22 protein-coding genes and 1 pseudogene are annotated in these 18,036 nt (G+C 39.3%); 19 read left to right on the forward strand and 4 right to left on the reverse strand.

Annotation, left to right across the window (positions count from 1 at the left end):
- The 15 genes from AC1DOK_RS18385 to moaA all read left to right on the forward strand — a co-directional run.
- Window positions 1-348: GyrI-like domain-containing protein (locus AC1DOK_RS18385; protein ID WP_477555773.1), on the forward strand; the 348-nt coding region annotated here is incomplete at its 5' end.
- A gap of 314 nt (window positions 349-662) precedes the next feature.
- Window positions 663-1,193, forward strand: a complete 531-nt coding sequence (locus AC1DOK_RS18390; RefSeq protein WP_477555774.1) for a GNAT family N-acetyltransferase — start codon at window positions 663-665, stop codon at window positions 1,191-1,193.
- 468 nt (window positions 1,194-1,661) lie between these two features.
- Complete coding sequence (locus tag AC1DOK_RS18395; RefSeq protein WP_477555775.1) at window positions 1,662-2,495, forward strand: GNAT family N-acetyltransferase; 834 nt, start codon at window positions 1,662-1,664, stop codon at window positions 2,493-2,495.
- A 275-nt stretch (window positions 2,496-2,770) separates the two neighbouring features.
- Window positions 2,771-3,160, forward strand: coding sequence for a VOC family protein (locus tag AC1DOK_RS18400; RefSeq protein WP_477555776.1), 390 nt, complete (start codon window positions 2,771-2,773; stop codon window positions 3,158-3,160).
- Window positions 3,161-3,767: 607 nt separating this feature from the next.
- Window positions 3,768-4,235: an NUDIX hydrolase gene (locus tag AC1DOK_RS18405; protein WP_477555777.1), complete on the forward strand. Its 468-nt coding sequence runs from the start codon at window positions 3,768-3,770 to the stop codon at window positions 4,233-4,235.
- Window positions 4,236-4,459: 224 nt separating this feature from the next.
- The gene (locus AC1DOK_RS18410; protein WP_477555778.1) at window positions 4,460-5,005 is read left to right on the forward strand and encodes a DNA topology modulation protein; all 546 of its coding nucleotides are present in this window, start codon (window positions 4,460-4,462) and stop codon (window positions 5,003-5,005) included.
- 217 nt (window positions 5,006-5,222) lie between these two features.
- Window positions 5,223-5,741 (forward strand): DUF6933 domain-containing protein, encoded by a 519-nt coding sequence (locus AC1DOK_RS18415; RefSeq protein ID WP_477555779.1) that lies wholly within the window; start codon window positions 5,223-5,225, stop codon window positions 5,739-5,741.
- Between the two features lie 167 nt (window positions 5,742-5,908).
- Window positions 5,909-6,328: a GNAT family N-acetyltransferase gene (locus AC1DOK_RS18420; RefSeq protein ID WP_477555780.1), complete on the forward strand. Its 420-nt coding sequence runs from the start codon at window positions 5,909-5,911 to the stop codon at window positions 6,326-6,328.
- 70 nt (window positions 6,329-6,398) lie between these two features.
- On the forward strand, window positions 6,399-6,527 hold the full coding sequence (locus AC1DOK_RS18425; protein ID WP_477555781.1) for a hypothetical protein: 129 nt from the start codon (window positions 6,399-6,401) through the stop codon (window positions 6,525-6,527).
- A 72-nt stretch (window positions 6,528-6,599) separates the two neighbouring features.
- A complete protein-coding gene (locus AC1DOK_RS18430) occupies window positions 6,600-6,812 on the forward strand; it encodes an SRPBCC domain-containing protein (protein ID WP_477555920.1) in 213 nt (70 codons plus the stop codon).
- Between the two features lie 96 nt (window positions 6,813-6,908).
- On the forward strand, window positions 6,909-7,469 hold the full coding sequence (locus AC1DOK_RS18435; RefSeq protein ID WP_477555782.1) for an HAD-IA family hydrolase: 561 nt from the start codon (window positions 6,909-6,911) through the stop codon (window positions 7,467-7,469).
- Between the two features lie 38 nt (window positions 7,470-7,507).
- On the forward strand, window positions 7,508-7,846 hold the full coding sequence (locus AC1DOK_RS18440; RefSeq protein ID WP_477555783.1) for a hypothetical protein: 339 nt from the start codon (window positions 7,508-7,510) through the stop codon (window positions 7,844-7,846).
- Between the two features lie 14 nt (window positions 7,847-7,860).
- Window positions 7,861-7,995: a hypothetical protein gene (locus AC1DOK_RS18445; RefSeq protein WP_477555784.1), complete on the forward strand. Its 135-nt coding sequence runs from the start codon at window positions 7,861-7,863 to the stop codon at window positions 7,993-7,995.
- Between the two features lie 293 nt (window positions 7,996-8,288).
- A complete protein-coding gene (locus AC1DOK_RS18450) occupies window positions 8,289-8,666 on the forward strand; it encodes a BlaI/MecI/CopY family transcriptional regulator (protein WP_477555785.1) in 378 nt (125 codons plus the stop codon).
- Between the two features lie 94 nt (window positions 8,667-8,760).
- On the forward strand, window positions 8,761-9,777 hold the full coding sequence (gene moaA, locus AC1DOK_RS18455; protein ID WP_477555786.1) for a GTP 3',8-cyclase MoaA: 1,017 nt from the start codon (window positions 8,761-8,763) through the stop codon (window positions 9,775-9,777).
- A gap of 41 nt (window positions 9,778-9,818) precedes the next feature.
- Here moaA and AC1DOK_RS18460 read toward each other — a convergent pair.
- From AC1DOK_RS18460 to AC1DOK_RS18475, 4 genes and pseudogenes are all read right to left on the reverse strand, one after another.
- Window positions 9,819-11,094 (reverse strand): annotated as a pseudogene (locus AC1DOK_RS18460) (DUF438 domain-containing protein).
- On the reverse strand, window positions 11,087-11,335 hold the full coding sequence (locus tag AC1DOK_RS18465; protein WP_477555787.1) for a DUF1858 domain-containing protein: 249 nt from the start codon (window positions 11,333-11,335) through the stop codon (window positions 11,087-11,089). Before AC1DOK_RS18465 ends, AC1DOK_RS18460 begins: the two are co-directional and overlap by 8 nt.
- Window positions 11,336-11,476: 141 nt before the next feature.
- Complete coding sequence (locus AC1DOK_RS18470; RefSeq protein WP_477555788.1) at window positions 11,477-12,346, reverse strand: SDR family oxidoreductase; 870 nt, start codon at window positions 12,344-12,346, stop codon at window positions 11,477-11,479.
- A gap of 1 nt (window position 12,347) precedes the next feature.
- The gene (locus AC1DOK_RS18475) at window positions 12,348-14,009 is read right to left on the reverse strand and encodes a thiamine pyrophosphate-binding protein (RefSeq protein ID WP_477555789.1); all 1,662 of its coding nucleotides are present in this window, start codon (window positions 14,007-14,009) and stop codon (window positions 12,348-12,350) included.
- A gap of 209 nt (window positions 14,010-14,218) precedes the next feature.
- Between AC1DOK_RS18475 and AC1DOK_RS18480 the strand changes: the two genes are divergently transcribed.
- The 4 genes from AC1DOK_RS18480 to AC1DOK_RS18495 all read left to right on the forward strand — a co-directional run bounded on the left by AC1DOK_RS18480 (window position 14,219) and on the right by AC1DOK_RS18495 (window position 18,035).
- On the forward strand, window positions 14,219-14,647 hold the full coding sequence (locus tag AC1DOK_RS18480) for a hypothetical protein (RefSeq protein ID WP_477555790.1): 429 nt from the start codon (window positions 14,219-14,221) through the stop codon (window positions 14,645-14,647).
- A gap of 187 nt (window positions 14,648-14,834) precedes the next feature.
- Window positions 14,835-15,080, forward strand: a complete 246-nt coding sequence (locus AC1DOK_RS18485) for a hypothetical protein (protein ID WP_477555791.1) — start codon at window positions 14,835-14,837, stop codon at window positions 15,078-15,080.
- 196 nt (window positions 15,081-15,276) lie between these two features.
- Entirely contained in the window at window positions 15,277-15,468 is a 192-nt protein-coding gene (locus tag AC1DOK_RS18490) for a hypothetical protein (protein WP_477555792.1), read from the forward strand.
- Between the two features lie 608 nt (window positions 15,469-16,076).
- Window positions 16,077-18,035, forward strand: a complete 1,959-nt coding sequence (locus AC1DOK_RS18495) for a putative thiazole-containing bacteriocin maturation protein (RefSeq protein ID WP_477555793.1) — start codon at window positions 16,077-16,079, stop codon at window positions 18,033-18,035.
- Window position 18,036 lies beyond the last annotated feature (1 nt).

Below are 18,036 nucleotides of genomic sequence, written 5' to 3' on the forward strand. Positions count from 1 at the left end.
ATTCAAAACAAGAAAAATGAGAATGTAATTTTAATGCAGATTTATCCTATGAAGTCCGATTTTAATCCTCAGGTGGATAGGTTTACACAAATTCTTTGTTATGAAGTAAGTAAACAAGGCGATGTTCCATTAAATATGATAAGTCATGCCGTCACTGAAAGTAAGTATGTTACTTACACTCATAAGGGACTTGAATCAGAGCTTAGTCGTACGTATGACTATGTATATGGCCAATGGATAAGAGAAACTGGAAATGAACCAAAAGATTATGATTTTGAAATTTGGGATGAAAGATATAAACCAGAAAGTCGAGTCAATGAGATTGATTTGTTTGTAGCATTGAAGTAATTATTCAGCTCACTCGAAGATGGCCTTAACAGCGTATAACAATGCATTCCTACATCGTCGCTGACGCTCCTTGGTCTCCAAGAGGGATATCAGAGAAGTGGATTCAGGCGACACATCCAAGCGGCTAAGTCTGACGACCCGGCACTACGTGCCTTAAGCCGCTCGGACGTCAGGAATGCGGGTACGTTACATGAAGTGCTCTATAGACAAAAAACAAAAAAAAGAGTGTGTTTGAAAAAAAAGTTAAACTTGTAGGATGCTTGAATTTGGAAATAATGAAGAACTAAAGATTATTATTGGGTGGTGAAAAGTATATGAAAGAAAGAATTATATTATCCTTAGCTACTTTAGACGATGTAGATTTCATTGTTAATAAAAAAACTTGCGCTTCCTTATGGCTTTATGAAGAATTTATTTCATCTGATAAGGAAGCAGTACGTAAAAATGTAGTAGAAAAAATTAATAGTGATTGGTATAAACAATATATAATTAAGCATGATGACCCAAAAAGAACACCTATCGGAGAACTACATATTCATTGGTATGTAAAAGAGCGTGGAAGTTGGGAAATTGGTTATTGTATCTTTCCTGAATATCGAGGGCAAGGATATTGTGTAGAAGCTGCAAAAATAGCGTTGAAGTATGCTTTTGAAGATTGGAATGCGCATAAAGTGGTTGCTATGTGTAATGAATTCAATATCTCTTCATATAAGGTGATGGAAAAGTTAGGAATGGTCAGAGAAGGGATATTTAGAGAAGAATTATCCTGGCAAGGTAAATGGGTAAATCAATTCTTTTACAGTATACTTGACAGTGAATTTCGAAAAAGGAATATCAGCAGTTAACTTCGCAAATTTTTATCGACGTTTCGTTATTCATAAAAAAATTGAGGGTAGGAAAGTCAGGGTCAAGAAAGAACTAAAGAATGAAAGTAGTTCGAAGAAGAGAGCACTTCATGTAACATCGCATTCACAATAAGGATCGGCAAGGATCCTTGGTCCGCACCGAGGAATTTCGAGGAAGTTGGTTCAGGCGGACAACATTGCACTGACTAAGTGCACAAGTGCACCCGGCCTACGGCCTTAAGTCAGTGAATGTTCGTGAATGCAGAGAACGTTATAAGAAATAGTCGCAAATGCAAAAACCTTTATAAACTGCACAATCTAAAACATTGATGTCATTATGATAAGAAGTGGATATAACACACAAAAGCGGTGATAGATATATCCCTATCAATCGAAAGGAGTATGCATGTGGACAATCTAATAATAAAAACCTACAAACCCGAAAGGGATATATCCTCTATCCGAGGCATGTTGTTTGGAAACGAATACTTTGAGGAAAAGTTTCAGGAAATAGTAATAAATTTTCCTGAAGGTATATTTGTTGCTTGTTACAACAGTGTGACCGTGGGTTTTCTTTCCTTTAGCGGTTTTAAGGGGAGAGGAGCTGAGACGACAATTTTTGTCTGCAAGAAATATAGAAGATTGGGTATTGGTAGCAAGCTTATTGAAAGGGCAGAACAATTGCTTAATCAATACGAGGCAGTCGAACGTTCGATGGGTGCTTGTATAGACGGCGATCGCTCTTCTCTGCAATTTGTGTGTAAGAACGGTTATCATATACTTCATTCATCTTACATCATGGTGCGTGAAGGCGAAATTCTTCCTGAAAGCCATTTTCCTATCAGGCAGTATGAAGATGATGATTATCCTGCGTGGCATGGTATTCGCGAAATGTCTTTTTACAAAATGCGTGAACGCGTTGGTATTCTCCCATCATTTTATTTTGCACCTTCAGAATGGGAACGGAAGAATTTTTTAGAAGATAGAAACAACCGATATGTGATGCTTATCGATGGTGAAATGACGGCAATTGGGGTTATTAATGGCAGTGAGCTGCGTCAGGTCGCAGTTCGGCCAGATATTCAATCGAGTGGATACGGTAAAGCCTTCGTTTCATTTCTTGTGAATGAAATGATGCGCCGCGGCGAAAAAATCGTGAAGCTCGAGGTTGTCAAAGGTAATACTGCGAAAACCTTGTATGAAAGTCTTGGTTTCAAGGAAACATCCTTGCACCATATCGTAACAAAATATTATAGACCGGACAGCCGATTAAGCAGACCGCCATACGAGGATATATTATAATTTTTTTAAGAGTAATTGTGAGTAATTCGATGAAGGCAGCTACATTTTATAACTGCATGTTCCCACTGCGGAGGGGCTAGAGCCCCTCCTTGGTCTGCAGAAGCATATTCGAGGAAGCAGATTCAGCAGACACATCCAACTCCCAAACTGCATCGCGGCCGGCCTTTTGGGCCTTAAGGTTCTCGGGTTCGTGAATACAGGTACGTTATGTGAAACCTCGGAGAACATTAATACAATAAAAAAATTAATAACAACCGATTTGTAAATTTCAAAAAATGGAGAAAATTATGAAATTCAGTGGAATATGCTTAATAACTGAAAATGTATCTCATCTGATGGCATTTTACAAAGAAATATTGAAAGCAGAAGCTGTAGGAGATGAAAATAACGCAAGGATTTTAATAGAAGGCAATTATATAGATATATTTTCGAAACAAGGAATGGAGAGCATGGCTCCAGGAAGTACTATAAATGCTGGATATGGTAGTTACACTATTGAAATCGAAGTAGCTGATGTTGATGAAGAATTTACACGGCTAAAAAATAAAAATGTAACATTTGTAAAATTACCCGAAACCTATCCTTGGGGAAGACGCTCATTATGGTTTAGAGATCCAGATGGAAACATTATAAATTTCTATTCAAGCGTAAGTATAGAATCATGAAGGTAAATTCGAAGATGCCCGAGGAATCATATAACGCCATATCTACGCTGCGTCGCTAACGCTCCTTGGTCTGCCCGAGGATTTTCGAAGAAGTAGGGTCAGGCAGACAACCCTGCACTGCCTAACCGCGTCGCGACCGGGACTGACGTCCCTTAAGGCAGTAAGGGTTCGTAGATACAAGAACGTTATGCGAAATCTTCAGCTAAGAAGTGGATGGGAAAACGAGATTAGTCGAGATCTAGTTACGGTGTGATTTAAATATTAGACGGGACCTAGATAAGTGTGCAATATATTAATATATATAAAGAAATAGCAAAGAAGTAGAAGAAATCGCATAACACTGTGTTCCTGCATCGGATCGCAAGCGATCCTCGGTCCGCCAGAAGTAGGAAGAAGTGAATCCACAACGGAGTAATATCAGTAGCAAAGAAGCAGAAACAGGCGGATACATCCTACGAGGCTAAGTGGCAGAACCACCCGGTAGCAAGCTGCCTTAAGCCTCTCGGCGTCAGGAACACGGAAGACGTTACCTGAAATAACTGCATTATTATAAAAACCCATATTAAACACAAAATCTTAAAAAGAATGAAACATGAGGAGATTATTAATGGATAAAGACTATATCCAATATTTAAGATCATTTGTCGGTAAATCTAAGGTCATAATGGTAGTTTCGGRGGCTATAATTTTTGACAAAGACAGAAGAGTTTTACTACAGAGACGGTCAGATAATGGACTTTGGGGATTCCCTGGGGGATATATGGAGATTGGTGAGACAGTTGAAGAAACAGCTAAGAGAGAAGTGTACGAGGAAACAGGCTTAAAGTTGAATTCAATGGAGTTATTTTCAATATCCTCGGGCCCTGAGTATGAGGTGGCCTATTCTAATGGGGATGAAGTTGCGTTAGTGCAAATTAGTTTTAGATGTAATGATTTTTCTGGAACTATCAGAGAGAGTGAAGAGTCTACAGAAACTAGATTTTTTGAGATAGAATTAATACCGACTGACGTATTGCCAACACATAAGGAAATAATAGAACAACTCAAATTTAAAGAACAAAGAACTATTGAATAGTCGAAGAAGGCAGATACTTCAGGTAACAATATATTTCAGCTTCGTCGCATCCGCTCCTTAGTCGCCTAGAGAATTTTCGGGAAGATGAAATCAGGCGACACATCCAACGGGCTAAGTGGCAGAGCCACCCGGACCTTTGGTCCTTAAGCCGCTTGGACGTCAGAAATACGCAACGTTATAAGAAATTCTTGAGAAAAATTAACAATAAAGAAAAGGACATACAAATGAAAATAATGGTAATTGGTTCGGGTGGTTCCGGGAAGTCAACATTTTCACGAGAAATCGGAGAAGTATTAAAACTACCTGTTTATCATCTAGATGTTTACTTTTGGAAGCCAGGATGGGTTCAGACTCCAAATGAAGAATGGGCTGACTTCAATAAACGCTTAGTGACGAAAAATGAATGGATCATTGATGGATACTATGGAAGAACTATAGAAATTCGAATGCAAACAGCGGATGTTATTTTTTTCTTTGATTTATCACCGTGGATCACAACATATAGAGTACTTAAGAGAAGAATTCAATATCATGGTAAGACAAGGCCTGATTTAAATGAAGGTTGTCCAGAGTCATTAGACTGGCAATTTATAAAGTATTGCTGGAATTTTAGAAGGGATAAAAGGCCTGGAATAATTGAAAAACTTAATAACCATTCAGTGAATACAAAGATTATAATAATTAAGAATCCTAAGGAAGCAAGACCGATATTAAATGCATTAAGAAATACTGGTATAAGCTATTTCGAAGATGTCGAGAACTTCCTATAACACTATGTTTATGCATCGGGCCATTCGGCCCTCGGTCCGCCATATGCATTTCACGGAAGAGGGTGCTGACGGACAAGCCTGCGAACCTAACCGGGTCACGGTCGGCACTTGGGCTTAAGGTTCTCGGGTTTGTGAATACAAGAGTCGTTAGATGAAACTAGTGCTATGATAAATATTGTAAGTTGAGTCATAATGTAAAAAAGTAGACTTAAAACGAATGGGGTGGTTCTTTTTGCTGGTAATTAGACCTACAAAGACATTGACTAGAGAAATCGACCCAAAGGTAGAAAGCATTGAAACTTCAACTGTGAATGACTTTCTTAGTTGGCATGCTAATAATTTCTTGTTAAATCGAAAGAAACACATAATTTTTATGAATGATAAATCCAGACTAAGCATTACAATTTCAGGAATAAGAAGCAATCAATATAAAGATATTAGGGGCATTTTTTTAACAAACCTTAAGGATTATTTATTAGCTGAAGGACTCAATGAATCATTAATTGATCGTTACATCGGAATTCCCAGTTATATACACTTTGCAAATACAAATAATCGAAGTGTCCTAGGGACCATTACTGAATCAATAAAGTTGATGGATTACTTATATGACAGGGAAACGATCCCTGGTATTATAGAACTGAATATGGAAAATAACAGAATTATATATAAGCCGATAAATTATAATAAGCCAATAGATGTATTTAAGGAAGAAATAAAGAAGCATTTTATCTAGTGTTTCGAGGAGGCACTGGCATCATCTAACACTATATTCACTCTGTGTTAGCCATTTCAGTCTAGCAGACTTATTTTCTGCTAACAACGTGTTCGTAACTCGAGGGCTAAAGTGCCCTCGGCCCAAAAAAAGTGATTGAATATTTCGTCAAGAAAGAGAGTGAATAAATGGAACTCAACATCCGATTTGGTACAATAACCGATTTTGATTTTTCAATTTCAACCGATAAATATATATCGAGAGATTTATTGAAATGGAAATTAGAGAATAACGAAATCATAATAGCTGAATATAACCACAACTTTGTAGGGTATTTAAGGATAGAGTATTTATGGTCTAAGATTCCATACATAGGTTTAATTCTGATAAAAGAATCAAAAAGAAAACAGGGTATTGGAAGACAGATGCTTATTTATCTTGAACAATACTTGATAAGCCAAGGAATAAATAAATTGTATAGTTCTTCGCAAGTGAATGAATCAGAGCCTCAAGCTTGGCACCGTCGAATGGGTTTTATTGAATCAGGAATTATAAATGGAATAAATGAAGAAGGGATTGGAGAGGTATTTTTTAAGAAAGATCTATAGAAGAGTGTGGGTTATTCTAAGATTTCGGAAATATCCGTTAACACTGATTCTTACGATTGGAGGAATATGAATGAAGAAGTTAAAACCTGTAGGCCAGTCATTATCAGCAGGTTTTCAAGTTGGTGTAAGAAGAACATTTCCAATCACTGTCGAAGATGCTTGGGATCTAATCACCTCAACTAAAGGAATAAATACATAGTTAGGCGAAGTATCCTCTTTTAACATTCATGTAGGTCAGGAGTACCTTACTGAAGATGGAGTTCCAGGAGAGATAAGAGTTGTTAATCAGTTTCAGAATATTAGAATGTCTTGGAAGAAAGAACAATGGATTAAACCATCAACACTTCAAATACGAACAATACGTAATGGAGATAATAAAACCACTATTAGTTTTCACCAAGAGAATTTATCGAATATGTATGTTAGGGAAGAAATGAAAGTACAATGGGAAGAGATTTTGAATAGATTAAAAGCGATAATTTAAGAACTTTAACAATGGAAGAGATTCCAATAGAAGGATGATCGAAACTTCAAATAACTCCGATTTAGTGCCGTATCACAATTAGAAAGAGGTGAAATTATGAATATACTGTGGGATTTTGACGGTACATTGTTTGATACACTTCCAGCCTATACAGATCTATTTAAAGAAATACTAGGAGACTCAGTAACGAAAGAGGAAATTTTATCTCACATCAAGATTTCTATTACACATGCAGTTAAGCATTATGGACTTTCTGAACAACAAGTAATGGAAATGCTAGTTAAAGAAAAATCTTTACATCCAAGACAAACACCCCCATTTTCGAATGTAGAAGACATATTAAAGTTTGCTGAAGTTAATGTAATCATGACTCATAAACGACGTAAGGGAGTTATAAGTATTTTGCAGCATTATGGATGGGAAGGGTATTTTCAAGAAATAGTAGCTGGTGATGATGGATTTCCGAGAAAACCAGATCCGGCTTCTTATATATATCTACATGATAAATACAATATCAACCTAGCAATTGGTGATCGTGAAATCGATATTCTGCCTGCGAAGTCAATTGGAATCAAAACATGTTTATTTCAGAATAGTACCCCAGGTGCTGATTTGTATTTAACCAAGTACGAGGATTTCTTCTCTATTTCTAATTGACTGAATTATATGGAAATAAATAGAAAGGAGGGACATAAATGAAAATAAGAAACCCCTTTCTAATAATCCCGATATCTGTAATTCTTGTGGTCATTATTTTTTTTGGAATATTATTAAATGAGAGAAATAATAAAAATCTATATTCTGCGGTATCGTATGTTAAAGTTCTATCAAAAGAAGAAGCAAATGGGGAATATTGGGTAGTTGCTCTCATGAATCCTTATAATAATGAAACAAAACCAAAACAAATTAAATTAATATTAGACAGTAAAAATACATGGAATCTAGTACAAGAGAATACAATTTATCTAGCTGGTTATGATTATTATTCTCTTGATGATGGTGCTAAACTAGTTAATATTCAATTACCAAATTAAGTATTTTATTAAATATGTCTAAATTAGGTTTCATTATTGATGATGGTAAATCAAGATGGCTTACAAATAAAGAAATATCAGATGGAATAATTAAAGCAATAAAAGATGATAAACCTGTAACTATTGTAGGGACAATTCACCCTCGGTAAACAACAGAGGCCACTTTGTAGCTGCTTTTTTTGTGTCCCGAAACTTGGAGCGAGCAAGCAGAGAGCATATACCTCATATGTTTTCTCAGCCGGAGAGCTAAAGCTCTTTTCACGGCAGCGGGCTGTGTCAAAACAAGAGCCGATAAACCTGGATTTGGGCAGTCTTCAGTAGCCCTTTCCCCAATATAAAAATCATAATATTAACTGAATAAATATTCGAAAAACATATTGACGATTATTTTTGACAAGTGTAAAGTTTTAAAAAAGACAATTGTCAAAAAGGAGTTAGGTGAATGAGAAATTTCAAAAGGTTGCCTGATGCAGAATTTGAAATCATGAGGGTGGTCTGGGCGAACGAACCGCCAATCAATACCGCAATTATTATGGAACAACTCGGTAATGAACGCAAATGGAAAGCTCCTACTGTGATTTCTCTTATGCTGCGTTTGGTAGAACGAGGTTTTTTGCAAACTGAAAAGGAGGGGAAAGAGCGCACTTATTATCCGCTGATCTGCAAAGAGGATTACCTTGAATTAGAAACAGAGAATTTTATGAAGCAATATCACGAAAACTCATTTTTAAGTTTAGTTAATACCTTATTTAATAGAAAACAGTTTACCGAAAAAGAGTTGGATGATTTGTTAACATGGGCCAAAGAACGGAGGGAGTAGTTCTTGTCAATTGAATCCTGACAAAAGCGACACCGGATTCGTGTTTCTAAATGTTAACACACCCGCAGAACAGTTATAGAGAGGAGAGTAAGCTATGGAGACACACCCTGTACGCGATCAACTGCATAGACCGATACGTGATCTACGTATATCAGTTACAGACCGATGTAATTTTCGCTGTACGTATTGTATGCCGAAGGAAGTATTCGGAGATAATTATGCATTTTTGCCAAAAGACGAGATGCTGACATTCGCTGAAATCATTCGTATAGCTCGGTTGTTTGCTACTTTAGGTGTTAAAAAGCTTCGTCTTACAGGCGGTGAACCATTGATGCGCCGTGAACTGCCGACACTTGTACGCGAGCTTGTTGGCATTAAAGGTATAGAGGATATCGGTTTGACTACGAATGGACTATTGCTCAAGTCGTATGCACAAGATTTGTTCGATGCAGGTCTGCGCAGATTGAATATAAGCTTAGATGCACTTGATCCCGAACTATTCGCAAGACTAAATGGAAGAGGAATAGCACCTTCGGAGATAATAGCAAACATTGAATTAGCGAAGGAAATCGGCTTCAAGATCAAGGTGAATACCGTTGTGCAGAAAGGTGTTAATGAGCAGGAAATACTGCCGCTTGCAGGTTTTTTCAAAGAACGTGGAATCACGCTGTGTTTTATAGAATTTATGGATGTAGGTAATGATAACGGCTGGAGCTTTGAGAAAGTAGTTACCAAGCGCGAAATGTTCGATATAATGCGTTCTAAATATGAGCTTGAACCTCTGGAACCACTCTACTATGGAGAGGTTGCAAAACGCTATCGCTACAAAGACAGCTTATCAGAGGTCGGTTTTATCACCTCGGTCTCAGAATCGTTCTGTTCCTCTTGCACACGAGCACGCTTATCTTTTGACGGAAGCATCTACACCTGCCTGTTTGCCTCGAAGGGGTATAGCTTACGTGAAATGCTCCGTGATGGCTCTACGGACACTGAAATTATAAAGGTTATTCAACACGTGTGGGAAAGCAGAATGGATCGCTATTCAGATGAAAGAACAGAGCAAACTGCACACAACCGCAAGAAAATTAACATGTCTTTTATAGGTGGATAAATAAGGACGACCTCTCAAAGGCCGTCCTTTTTATATAGGCTTTATTTAACCGCATCAGAGATACGCTTCTCACCTTCAATGGCTTGAATAGGCTGAATGTTTTGCGTAAATTCTAATGTTCCTTTATAAGCTTCATTCTCATCGCGAATAGCAAAGTAACGAATGAGTACGAACTTATCTTTGAAGCGAATCCAGAAATCTTCTACATCTTTTTTTCCAGATTTGAAATCAGCTAATAATTGATTAACCACATGAACGCTTTGAGGAGAATGACAGTTCTGGACGGTGCGTCCAATTACTGATTTTGTTCTTGTAAAAATGCGATCCTTACCGTGTGAAAAAAATCGGACCACATCATTTTCATCAATTAAAGTGATATCTACAGGCAAATGATTCATCATAAGTTCTAATTGCGATAGTGACAAAATACCCGTTAAATCCATCGTTGTCACCAAGAGATGATTGTTCTTTCGTTGACTCAGGAGTGCTTGACTGTCCCGGCAACGGAGCACGATCGGGAAACCAGAATTGAGGACGATCGATGAGGCAGAAGCCGATCGCGTTGCTTTCTTTCATAATTCGCACCCATTCATCTTCAGTCAAAGTTTTCAAAGCCATTGGCAACAGAATATTTTCTTCTTTAAAAATCATCTCTTTTACTTCCGTAATAATAAAACGCAAAATTTGAATCACATTATCTTGCTGTCGACTGTTCTCTGTGTAAGCTGTAAGTGCTTCAAGTCCTCCTTTGATGGCAGCGCGAATATGATCATCAACACCCCACATGACCTTGGTTGGTCCATAAATTCCGTATTTCTCTAAATAAGGGAACAACAAATTTTCTTTACGGCTGTAATGCTTATCGATTTTCATTAGAAGGTTTAGATCTTCTAGCAGCTTCAGTCGATTACGTTCAGAATCTTCTTGTTCAAATCGTTCAGCATGCAAATCCAGCTTGAACTGAACAAGTCGTTCGAGCTCACGATTTTCTTTTATAAAAGTATGGACGGGGTGCCCAGGTTGCTCATGCTGATTATTCCCTATATGAATTTCTTCAATCGAGCCTTTAAAAATAGCTGTATGAACAGAACATAGCCGCTGTACTTCAGAAACAGGAATGCCTTCTTCTGTCATCAGCGCATGCTCCATTGCTGAAATTTCTTCAACCGTTACATCCTGGGCCGCTTCTTGGAAACGTGCCTTTACTTCGTCTACACTTTTGCCTGCATGAAGTTCTTTAATGATTTCTTTCAGTAAACGCTGACGCTCGCTTTGGTTCGGAACAGACCGTTCCCGGTTATTAATAATCTCACTCATGACTGGTAGTCTCCTTTCCTAAGACGGTATAACCTGCTTGTTCAAATGTATTTATAATGAAAGACAAATCTATCTTACGTATGCGAGCTCCCTTCGGGATGGTCATTACCTTGCCTGCGGTAGCAAGCATCACAGGATTAGACAATTGATCAAACCCTAAGTCTCGCATAATCTCTGTAATGCTAGGATCATTTGTACATAATTCATAGACAGTTTTAGATAAATCCAAGGTTTTGTTCATCACGGTAACTCCTCAAATTATATTTGAGAACCATTCTCAAATAAAGAATATCATAGGAAAAATGAGTGTATTGTGATTGTACTCACAATCATATATAAAATGAGGTTGAATATTAAAAAAACAACAATATCACCGGGATTTCTATCCGTTAACAATCACTCCGCCATTTACATGTAGCATTTGACCTGAGATATAGGAGGAATCTTCAGAAGCTAGAAAAACATAAGCAGGCGCTACTTCCTGAGGTTGTCCAGAACGTTTCATAGGTGTAGTCGTCCCCCAATTCGCTACTTGATCCGCAGGGAATGAAGCAGGGATGAGCGGTGTCCAAATGGTCCCGGGTACGACACCATTCACCCGAATGCCCTGTCCAATAAGTGATTTCGAAAGGGAACGTGTAAACGCAACAATAGCTCCTTTCGTTGCCGAATAATCCATGAGCTGTTCGTTTCCTTCATATGCAGTCAAAGATGCTGCGTTTATTATCGTACTTCCATGCTTTAAATGGGGGAGGGCAGCTTTGGTCAAATAGAAGATGGAAAAGAAATTGGTCCGGAATGTTTTCTCCATCTGTTCACTTGAAATATGCTCCAGGCCGGCCTGAACATGTTGTTCAGCTGCATTATTGACAAGAATATCTAGCCTGMCAAACTCATCAATTGTTTGTTGAATGACTTGCTTACAAAAAGCTTCATTGCCGATATCCCCCGCGATCGTTAAGCATCTGCGACCTTTTTGCTCGACATGAGCTTTTGTTTCTTTGGCGTCATCATACTCATCGAGATAGACGATGACTACATCGGAACCCTCTTTCGCATAGGCGACGGCAATAGCCCTGCCTTGTCCACTGTCCCCACCGGTGATGAGTGCTACTTTTCCTATCAGCTTTCCGCTTGCTTTATAGTTTGGATCATCAAAATAGGGCTTAGGATTCATGATCGATTCTATGCCCGGCTGATGTTCTTGATGCTGAGGTGGAAAAGCTCCTGATTGACTTTTCTTCGCACACATCTTATGTCGCTCCTTCAGAATCTTTTATAAAATCCGGGTAGGGCGTTCTGCTAGTTGGAACTTCAATAAATACCGGTTTCAGGGAATCTAGTGCTTGATTAAATACAATTTCAGGTTCATCGAAAAGATTCATTCGAACAGCAGTCCAACCGCATGATTCGGCCAATGTAACAAAATCTGGATTCGTTAAGTCATATCCGAAGGGAACGAGACCTTTCATACGCATTTTATCTGCTTCCATTTGTAAAGATCCGTTATTGAATAATATCAGTGAAATATTCAGCTTATATCGAACTGCTGTAAGCAGTTCAGCGAGTACCATTTCTAAACCGCCGTCTCCGACGATACATACAACCTGACGGTTTGGCATCGAGTATTTTGCAGCTAACGCGGCAGGGAGTCCAAATCCCATCGTTCGCCATTGATTTGATACGAGGACATCCTGGTGCTTAGCTCTAAAGTTCCGCCCAAACCAAAGGTTTGAGTCTCCAATATCTAAGGCAATAATTGCATCCTCAGAAATGATAGTTTCTATCGCTTTAACGATACGGGAAGGATAAAGTGGGAATTCTGATATATTTCTTTCTTTTTCGTTCAATGTGATCCACATTTGTTTGGCTTTATGAACTTGAGACATCCATTCAATATTAGTCTGATATACTTCAGCTGCGAACTCTTCTGTCAATAAGGAGACAATCTCTGGGATACGGCCTATTAGACCTAAATCTAAAGGAACTGACAGATTTAGATGTTGATTAGACGAATGAATGAGGATTACTTTGGCTTGATCCGTCAGGTTTAACTCAGGCCACCAATTTGTTCCGATTTGGAGAACGACATCAGCTTGTTTGAACAGGTCAGTAGCAAATTTATTACCACTTTCACCAACCCCGCCTAGCATTGTGGGGATTCCATCAGGGATTGAGCCGATTGCCCCATACGCGTGTACGATAGCCGCTCCCCAATGTTCGGATAAACGTACAATTTCTGAACTACAAGACCTGACGTTTGATCCCACCATAATGAGTGGACGCTTGGCATACTTCATCTGAATAACAGCTTCACGTATTTCGTTCTTATCCAGACTTGATTTAGCAAAGTGTATTTGTGGACGAGGGACAGATCCTGTCTTCATCATGAATAAATCTTCTGGTATTGACAGATGTGTAACGGTACTCCCGGTTAGTGATGCATGTATCGCATTTGTAAGAACTTCGACGATTGCATCTGGGTGCGCTACTAAACAACTGTAGCTTGAGACTGACTGAATCAATTGTTGTTGATCGATATATTGTTTATAATGCGTTCCCATTTTGCTCAACGGGACTTGACCAGTGATGGCTATTACAGGATAGTGACCCATTTGTGCTTCGGCTAGACCATTTATCATATTAGCAAGTCCTGGCCCAGATGTTGCGATACACACACCGAGAGATCCTGTAAGTCTTGCTTCTGTACAGGCCATAATAGCAGCAGTAGATTCATGTTTCACTGCGATGAACTTAATTGCATTTTGTTTGGCGATAGCATCCATAAGTCCCAGAATAGAGTCTCCGATGATGCCATAAATACATGTAACACCCCATATACGAAGCTGTTCTATGATAATATCCGCTACGGTTCGTGATTGAGGATTTTCTGACGCGTTCATAGGATTAGTCATTTTCTTATATAGCCCTCTCAGTAATTTGATCTTGGGATATAGTATTCCGATATCATTTTAATTTATTTAATATATTGGTTGAATTTCCTTCGAAGATCTTCCAACAATTAACAAGTTGTTCATGGTAAAATTAGGGTGTTACATGCGATTAAGTTTAACTGTTTCCGTTATGGCTTACACGAAATAACAATTGGATAGGGGCTCTTATAATGTCACATAAATGGTCAACATTTGTTTTCTGGGTTTTGGGTTTAATTGCATTGGTTGTTACCAAGTCCTATTTTGAGAAAAGTATAAAACAATTCGCTGACGATATGATTAGTCCATTGCCTGAAATTTGGTTTAATACTACTGTACCTTTTTTGTTCGCTCTTTATTTTTCGTTGCTTTTCGTCAAAAAATGGTCGTTTGAAATGAATGCACCCATATTCCTGTGTGTAAGTGTTCCTTGCCTGATACTCTCTTTTTATGCTCCTATCGTATATACATTCGTTTCGATCACATCTACTTCTTCTTCGTATAGTGTTCCAATCCCATCATGGATGCTATCATTAAATTCCGATGGAATCGTTTCAATTGTTGCTGGATTGACTCTAATTATGGCGTTATTTGGAGCTACTCAATCATCAAGGAGTTAATTTTAGACTAAAGAAAAACGGTTGTTTCGGCATCCGTTTAACTTCGAAATAGAAATATAATATAGTTTTTCAGTAGAAAATGTCATAGGACAAATTGTGTTCAATGCCTTATGCTATTCTAGCTACATAGATTCAACATATTTTCAGCATATATTCATAGTTAACTGTTTTGAAGGAGGTGAACTTCATGAAAACCAAACTAATTACCGTGGTAGGTGCAGTGGTTTTAATACTTGGAATAGGAACAGCTGCGTATGCCGCTGAGGTGGGTCCAGGTACTTTCAAAGATATGCTTCCTTTTATGAAGGAAATGCACCCAAATTATAATGAATCAGAGCTTGAACAAATGTACCAGAATTGCCATCAAGGAGAAGGTTATACAAACTCTCGAGGCATGATGAACAATAGATCGATGATGCAAGACTTGTCATAGAATCATAATAATTATCGAACTATAGTGAGTAAATGAATCAATTTCATAATACCTTTAGCTGCTTCAATCAGGAGTATATATAGATCAAAACGCATTAATTTGTATATATAGTTTCAATTTTACCGTTTTAATGAGTTATGAAATTGATTCAAATGACAGAAAATAAAATCCACTAAAAAATGACCGCAGTCAATTAATGACTGTGGTTATTTTTATTTGGGAATCATATGCAGCTCGTAGCGGAGGGGACGGAATTGTCCTGGAGAAGCGAAGCGTTCGCCTTTGCCACCGGATTTCTACCGCTATAAGCGGTATACGATCAAGAAATCTGGGGGCAACAGCGATCGTAAGGACAATCCGTCCACGCAGCGTTCATCAATCGACATGATTCCATTTGTTCAAGCACTGATTTTGGTGTGGAACCTGAACTTTATGTCATAAAGATTCAGAAGAAAAATCTAGACTGCTTGAACCCGCTAAGATGACAAAAAATAGGCGTAGGAATCAGTAACAAACGCATATCCCGGTTCATATTTTGACATTGAGTAGGTGTATCTACCAAACGCAGTTGTTACATGCAAGTATATTTATTAATAATTTGGAGGTTGGGATCATGGATGATTTCAAGAAAGACTTGCAAAATTTGAATGTTTCCTCGTTTAACTCAGGCGAGTTGACTCCTCTGTCGGCTCAAAATCTACAAGATTCAAGACTCTGCTTTTTTTGCTTCAATTGCTTCCGCTGTCATAATTGTTTTAGCTGTCATAATTGTTTTAACTGTCATAATTGTCATAACTGCCAAAACTGCCATAATTGCCATAATTGCCGTCCAGGTCAATGAAAACGATGAAGTATTTTGGTCAATGAATGGATTGCCCCTGCGCCGGTTATGGTTGCAGGGGATTTTCTTTTGCAAGTCAGACATGAAGGACAAAGAGCTATACATATTATTTACTTGTTAAAGAATTGTCGATCTGAGAATGGAGGTGGAATCGAATGACAAATATGAACGCAAATATGCGTCTGAAAGTGAAGAGGGATACGTTTTACAACGCTGATCCAAAAGGAGGTGTGTATTTCCGAAACAATACAAGCTCGTTCCGCATGGATGGGGAAGGGATCGATCAATGGGTTGAAAAACTACTGCCCATGTTTAATGGGGAGTACTCTCTTACGGATTTGACTGACGGGTTACCGACGCCGTATCGGAACCAGATATTCGATATTGCTGAAACGATGTACCAAAATGGTTTTGTACGGGATGTGAGTCATGATGCTGAGCATCAATTACCGGAAGCGGTTCTAAAAAAATATGCTTCTCAAATTGAATTTTTGGACCATTTTGGAAATTCGGGTGCGTACCGATATCAGACATATCGGCAAACAAAAGTACTGGCGGTGGGTTCAGGACCGTTTTTCGTTGCGCTCATTTCTGCGTTGCTTGAATCGGGACTGCCCAAAATCAACATGCTGATCACAGATGCAGAGCCGACGAACAGACAGCGGATCGCGGAACTCGAGAGACATGCACGCAGAATGGATCCCGAGGTTGTGATAGAGGAAGCTTTACTGCCAAAAGAGGGCGATCTTTCTTGGTCAATGGTTGTGAAACCTTTTGACTGTATCTTATATGTAACGCGGGCAACAGAGCTAGTGACATTGCAACTCATTCATAAGGCGTGCAGGGAAGAGCAGAAAATATTTCTGCCTGCCATATGTTTTCAGCAGGTTGGATTGGCAGGACCGCTTGTGCATCCTGACTCAGAAGGATGTTGGGAGTCGGCATGGCGCCGCATACATCAATCTTCGCTTTACAACAGTTCACACCAAGACATCTCGTCTTCGACTGCGGAAGCGATGCTAGCGAATGTGATCGTGTTTGAGAGTTTCAAAAAGCTTACCGGGGTGCTGGATTCGGAACAGAATCATCAGATCTTCGTGTTTGATCTGGGGACATTGGAGGGGAGATGGCGCTCGTTCGCGCCGCATCCGCTTGTTGCCGGACGCGCTGCAGTCGCAAAGATGCAAGATATCGAGCTGCAAATCGAGCAAGGTTCAAGCAAAAAAGAGAACAGATTGCTATCTTTTTTTAGTGATCTGACGTCGGAGCAAACGGGAATCTTCCATAAGTGGGAAGAAGGAGACTTGTTGCAGCTTCCTCTCGCCCAGTGCAGAGTTCAGGTGGTTGACCTGCTTTCTGAGGGACCTGCAGAACTATTGCCTGAGCTTATTTGTTCGGATTTATTGCATGAGGAGGCGCGGCGGGAAGCGGGGCTAGCCGGGATTGAAGCGTATGTGTCGCGAGTGGTCGTTCCACTAGTTCTTAAGCTTCTCACCGAACATGAAGCAGGGGACGTAATGGTAGATCTCCATGAATTTATCGGCGTTGGAGCCGGAGGAACGATTGCGGAAGGCGTCTGCCGTGGGTTGCATCAATGTTTGACAGAAGAACTGGTCAAGCGACCGCGCACTCAGCTTCCCTCTGTCATTCCGGTACTGTTGTCTACAATAGAGGACGAGCGCTGCCAATTTTATTTAAACGCATTAACCACTATAAAGACTGAGCCGAAGATCGGCTTTGGGGAAGCCGTATTCGGATTCCCAGTCGTATGGATTGGCACGGGCGATTGCTGGTTTGGTAGTGTTGGCTTGAGTGTCCACCAAGCGTTGCGGAATGCTTTGCAACAGGCGCTGCTGAAGGAACAAAACCAGAATGCATGCAGCACGGCACAAGCATTGCAGGTAACGTCTGTGAACATGGAAGAAAAATCGCCGATAAGCATTGGCATCCCGGCATATGAAGTGACGGAGCATGTATCTGAAGTTATTCAATCTGCTTGGCGTACATTAAAACAGAACCGCATACAGCCAATTGTATTCGATCTAGCGCTTGAACCGTTTCTCAAAGAAGAGCTGGCAGGGGTGTTTGGCATGCTGCTGCGAAAGGAGGAATAGC

This window comes from Paenibacillus sp. P5_B5, assembly GCF_056400365.1.

What these genes read in the sequence shown, in the direction of transcription:
- AC1DOK_RS18390 (WP_477555774.1), top strand. Translation starts at nt 663, where the DNA reads ATGAAAGAAAGAATTATATTATCCTTAGCTACTTTAGACGATGTAGAT.
- AC1DOK_RS18395 (WP_477555775.1), top strand. Translation starts at nt 1,662, where the DNA reads ATGTTGTTTGGAAACGAATACTTTGAGGAAAAGTTTCAGGAAATAGTA.
- AC1DOK_RS18400 (WP_477555776.1), top strand. Translation starts at nt 2,771, where the DNA reads ATGGAGAAAATTATGAAATTCAGTGGAATATGCTTAATAACTGAAAAT.
- AC1DOK_RS18410 (WP_477555778.1), top strand. Translation starts at nt 4,460, where the DNA reads ATGAAAATAATGGTAATTGGTTCGGGTGGTTCCGGGAAGTCAACATTT.
- AC1DOK_RS18415 (WP_477555779.1), top strand. Translation starts at nt 5,223, where the DNA reads ATGGGGTGGTTCTTTTTGCTGGTAATTAGACCTACAAAGACATTGACT.
- AC1DOK_RS18420 (WP_477555780.1), top strand. Translation starts at nt 5,909, where the DNA reads ATGGAACTCAACATCCGATTTGGTACAATAACCGATTTTGATTTTTCA.
- AC1DOK_RS18425 (WP_477555781.1), top strand. Translation starts at nt 6,399, where the DNA reads ATGAAGAAGTTAAAACCTGTAGGCCAGTCATTATCAGCAGGTTTTCAA.
- AC1DOK_RS18435 (WP_477555782.1), top strand. Translation starts at nt 6,909, where the DNA reads ATGAATATACTGTGGGATTTTGACGGTACATTGTTTGATACACTTCCA.
- AC1DOK_RS18440 (WP_477555783.1), top strand. Translation starts at nt 7,508, where the DNA reads ATGAAAATAAGAAACCCCTTTCTAATAATCCCGATATCTGTAATTCTT.
- AC1DOK_RS18445 (WP_477555784.1), top strand. Translation starts at nt 7,861, where the DNA reads ATGTCTAAATTAGGTTTCATTATTGATGATGGTAAATCAAGATGGCTT.
- AC1DOK_RS18450 (WP_477555785.1), top strand. Translation starts at nt 8,289, where the DNA reads ATGAGAAATTTCAAAAGGTTGCCTGATGCAGAATTTGAAATCATGAGG.
- moaA (WP_477555786.1), top strand. Translation starts at nt 8,761, where the DNA reads ATGGAGACACACCCTGTACGCGATCAACTGCATAGACCGATACGTGAT.
- AC1DOK_RS18465 (WP_477555787.1), bottom strand. Translation starts at nt 11,335, where the DNA reads ATGAACAAAACCTTGGATTTATCTAAAACTGTCTATGAATTATGTACA.
- AC1DOK_RS18475 (WP_477555789.1), bottom strand. Translation starts at nt 14,009, where the DNA reads ATGACTAATCCTATGAACGCGTCAGAAAATCCTCAATCACGAACCGTA.
- AC1DOK_RS18480 (WP_477555790.1), top strand. Translation starts at nt 14,219, where the DNA reads ATGTCACATAAATGGTCAACATTTGTTTTCTGGGTTTTGGGTTTAATT.
- AC1DOK_RS18485 (WP_477555791.1), top strand. Translation starts at nt 14,835, where the DNA reads ATGAAAACCAAACTAATTACCGTGGTAGGTGCAGTGGTTTTAATACTT.
- AC1DOK_RS18490 (WP_477555792.1), top strand. Translation starts at nt 15,277, where the DNA reads ATGACTGTGGTTATTTTTATTTGGGAATCATATGCAGCTCGTAGCGGA.
- AC1DOK_RS18495 (WP_477555793.1), top strand. Translation starts at nt 16,077, where the DNA reads ATGACAAATATGAACGCAAATATGCGTCTGAAAGTGAAGAGGGATACG.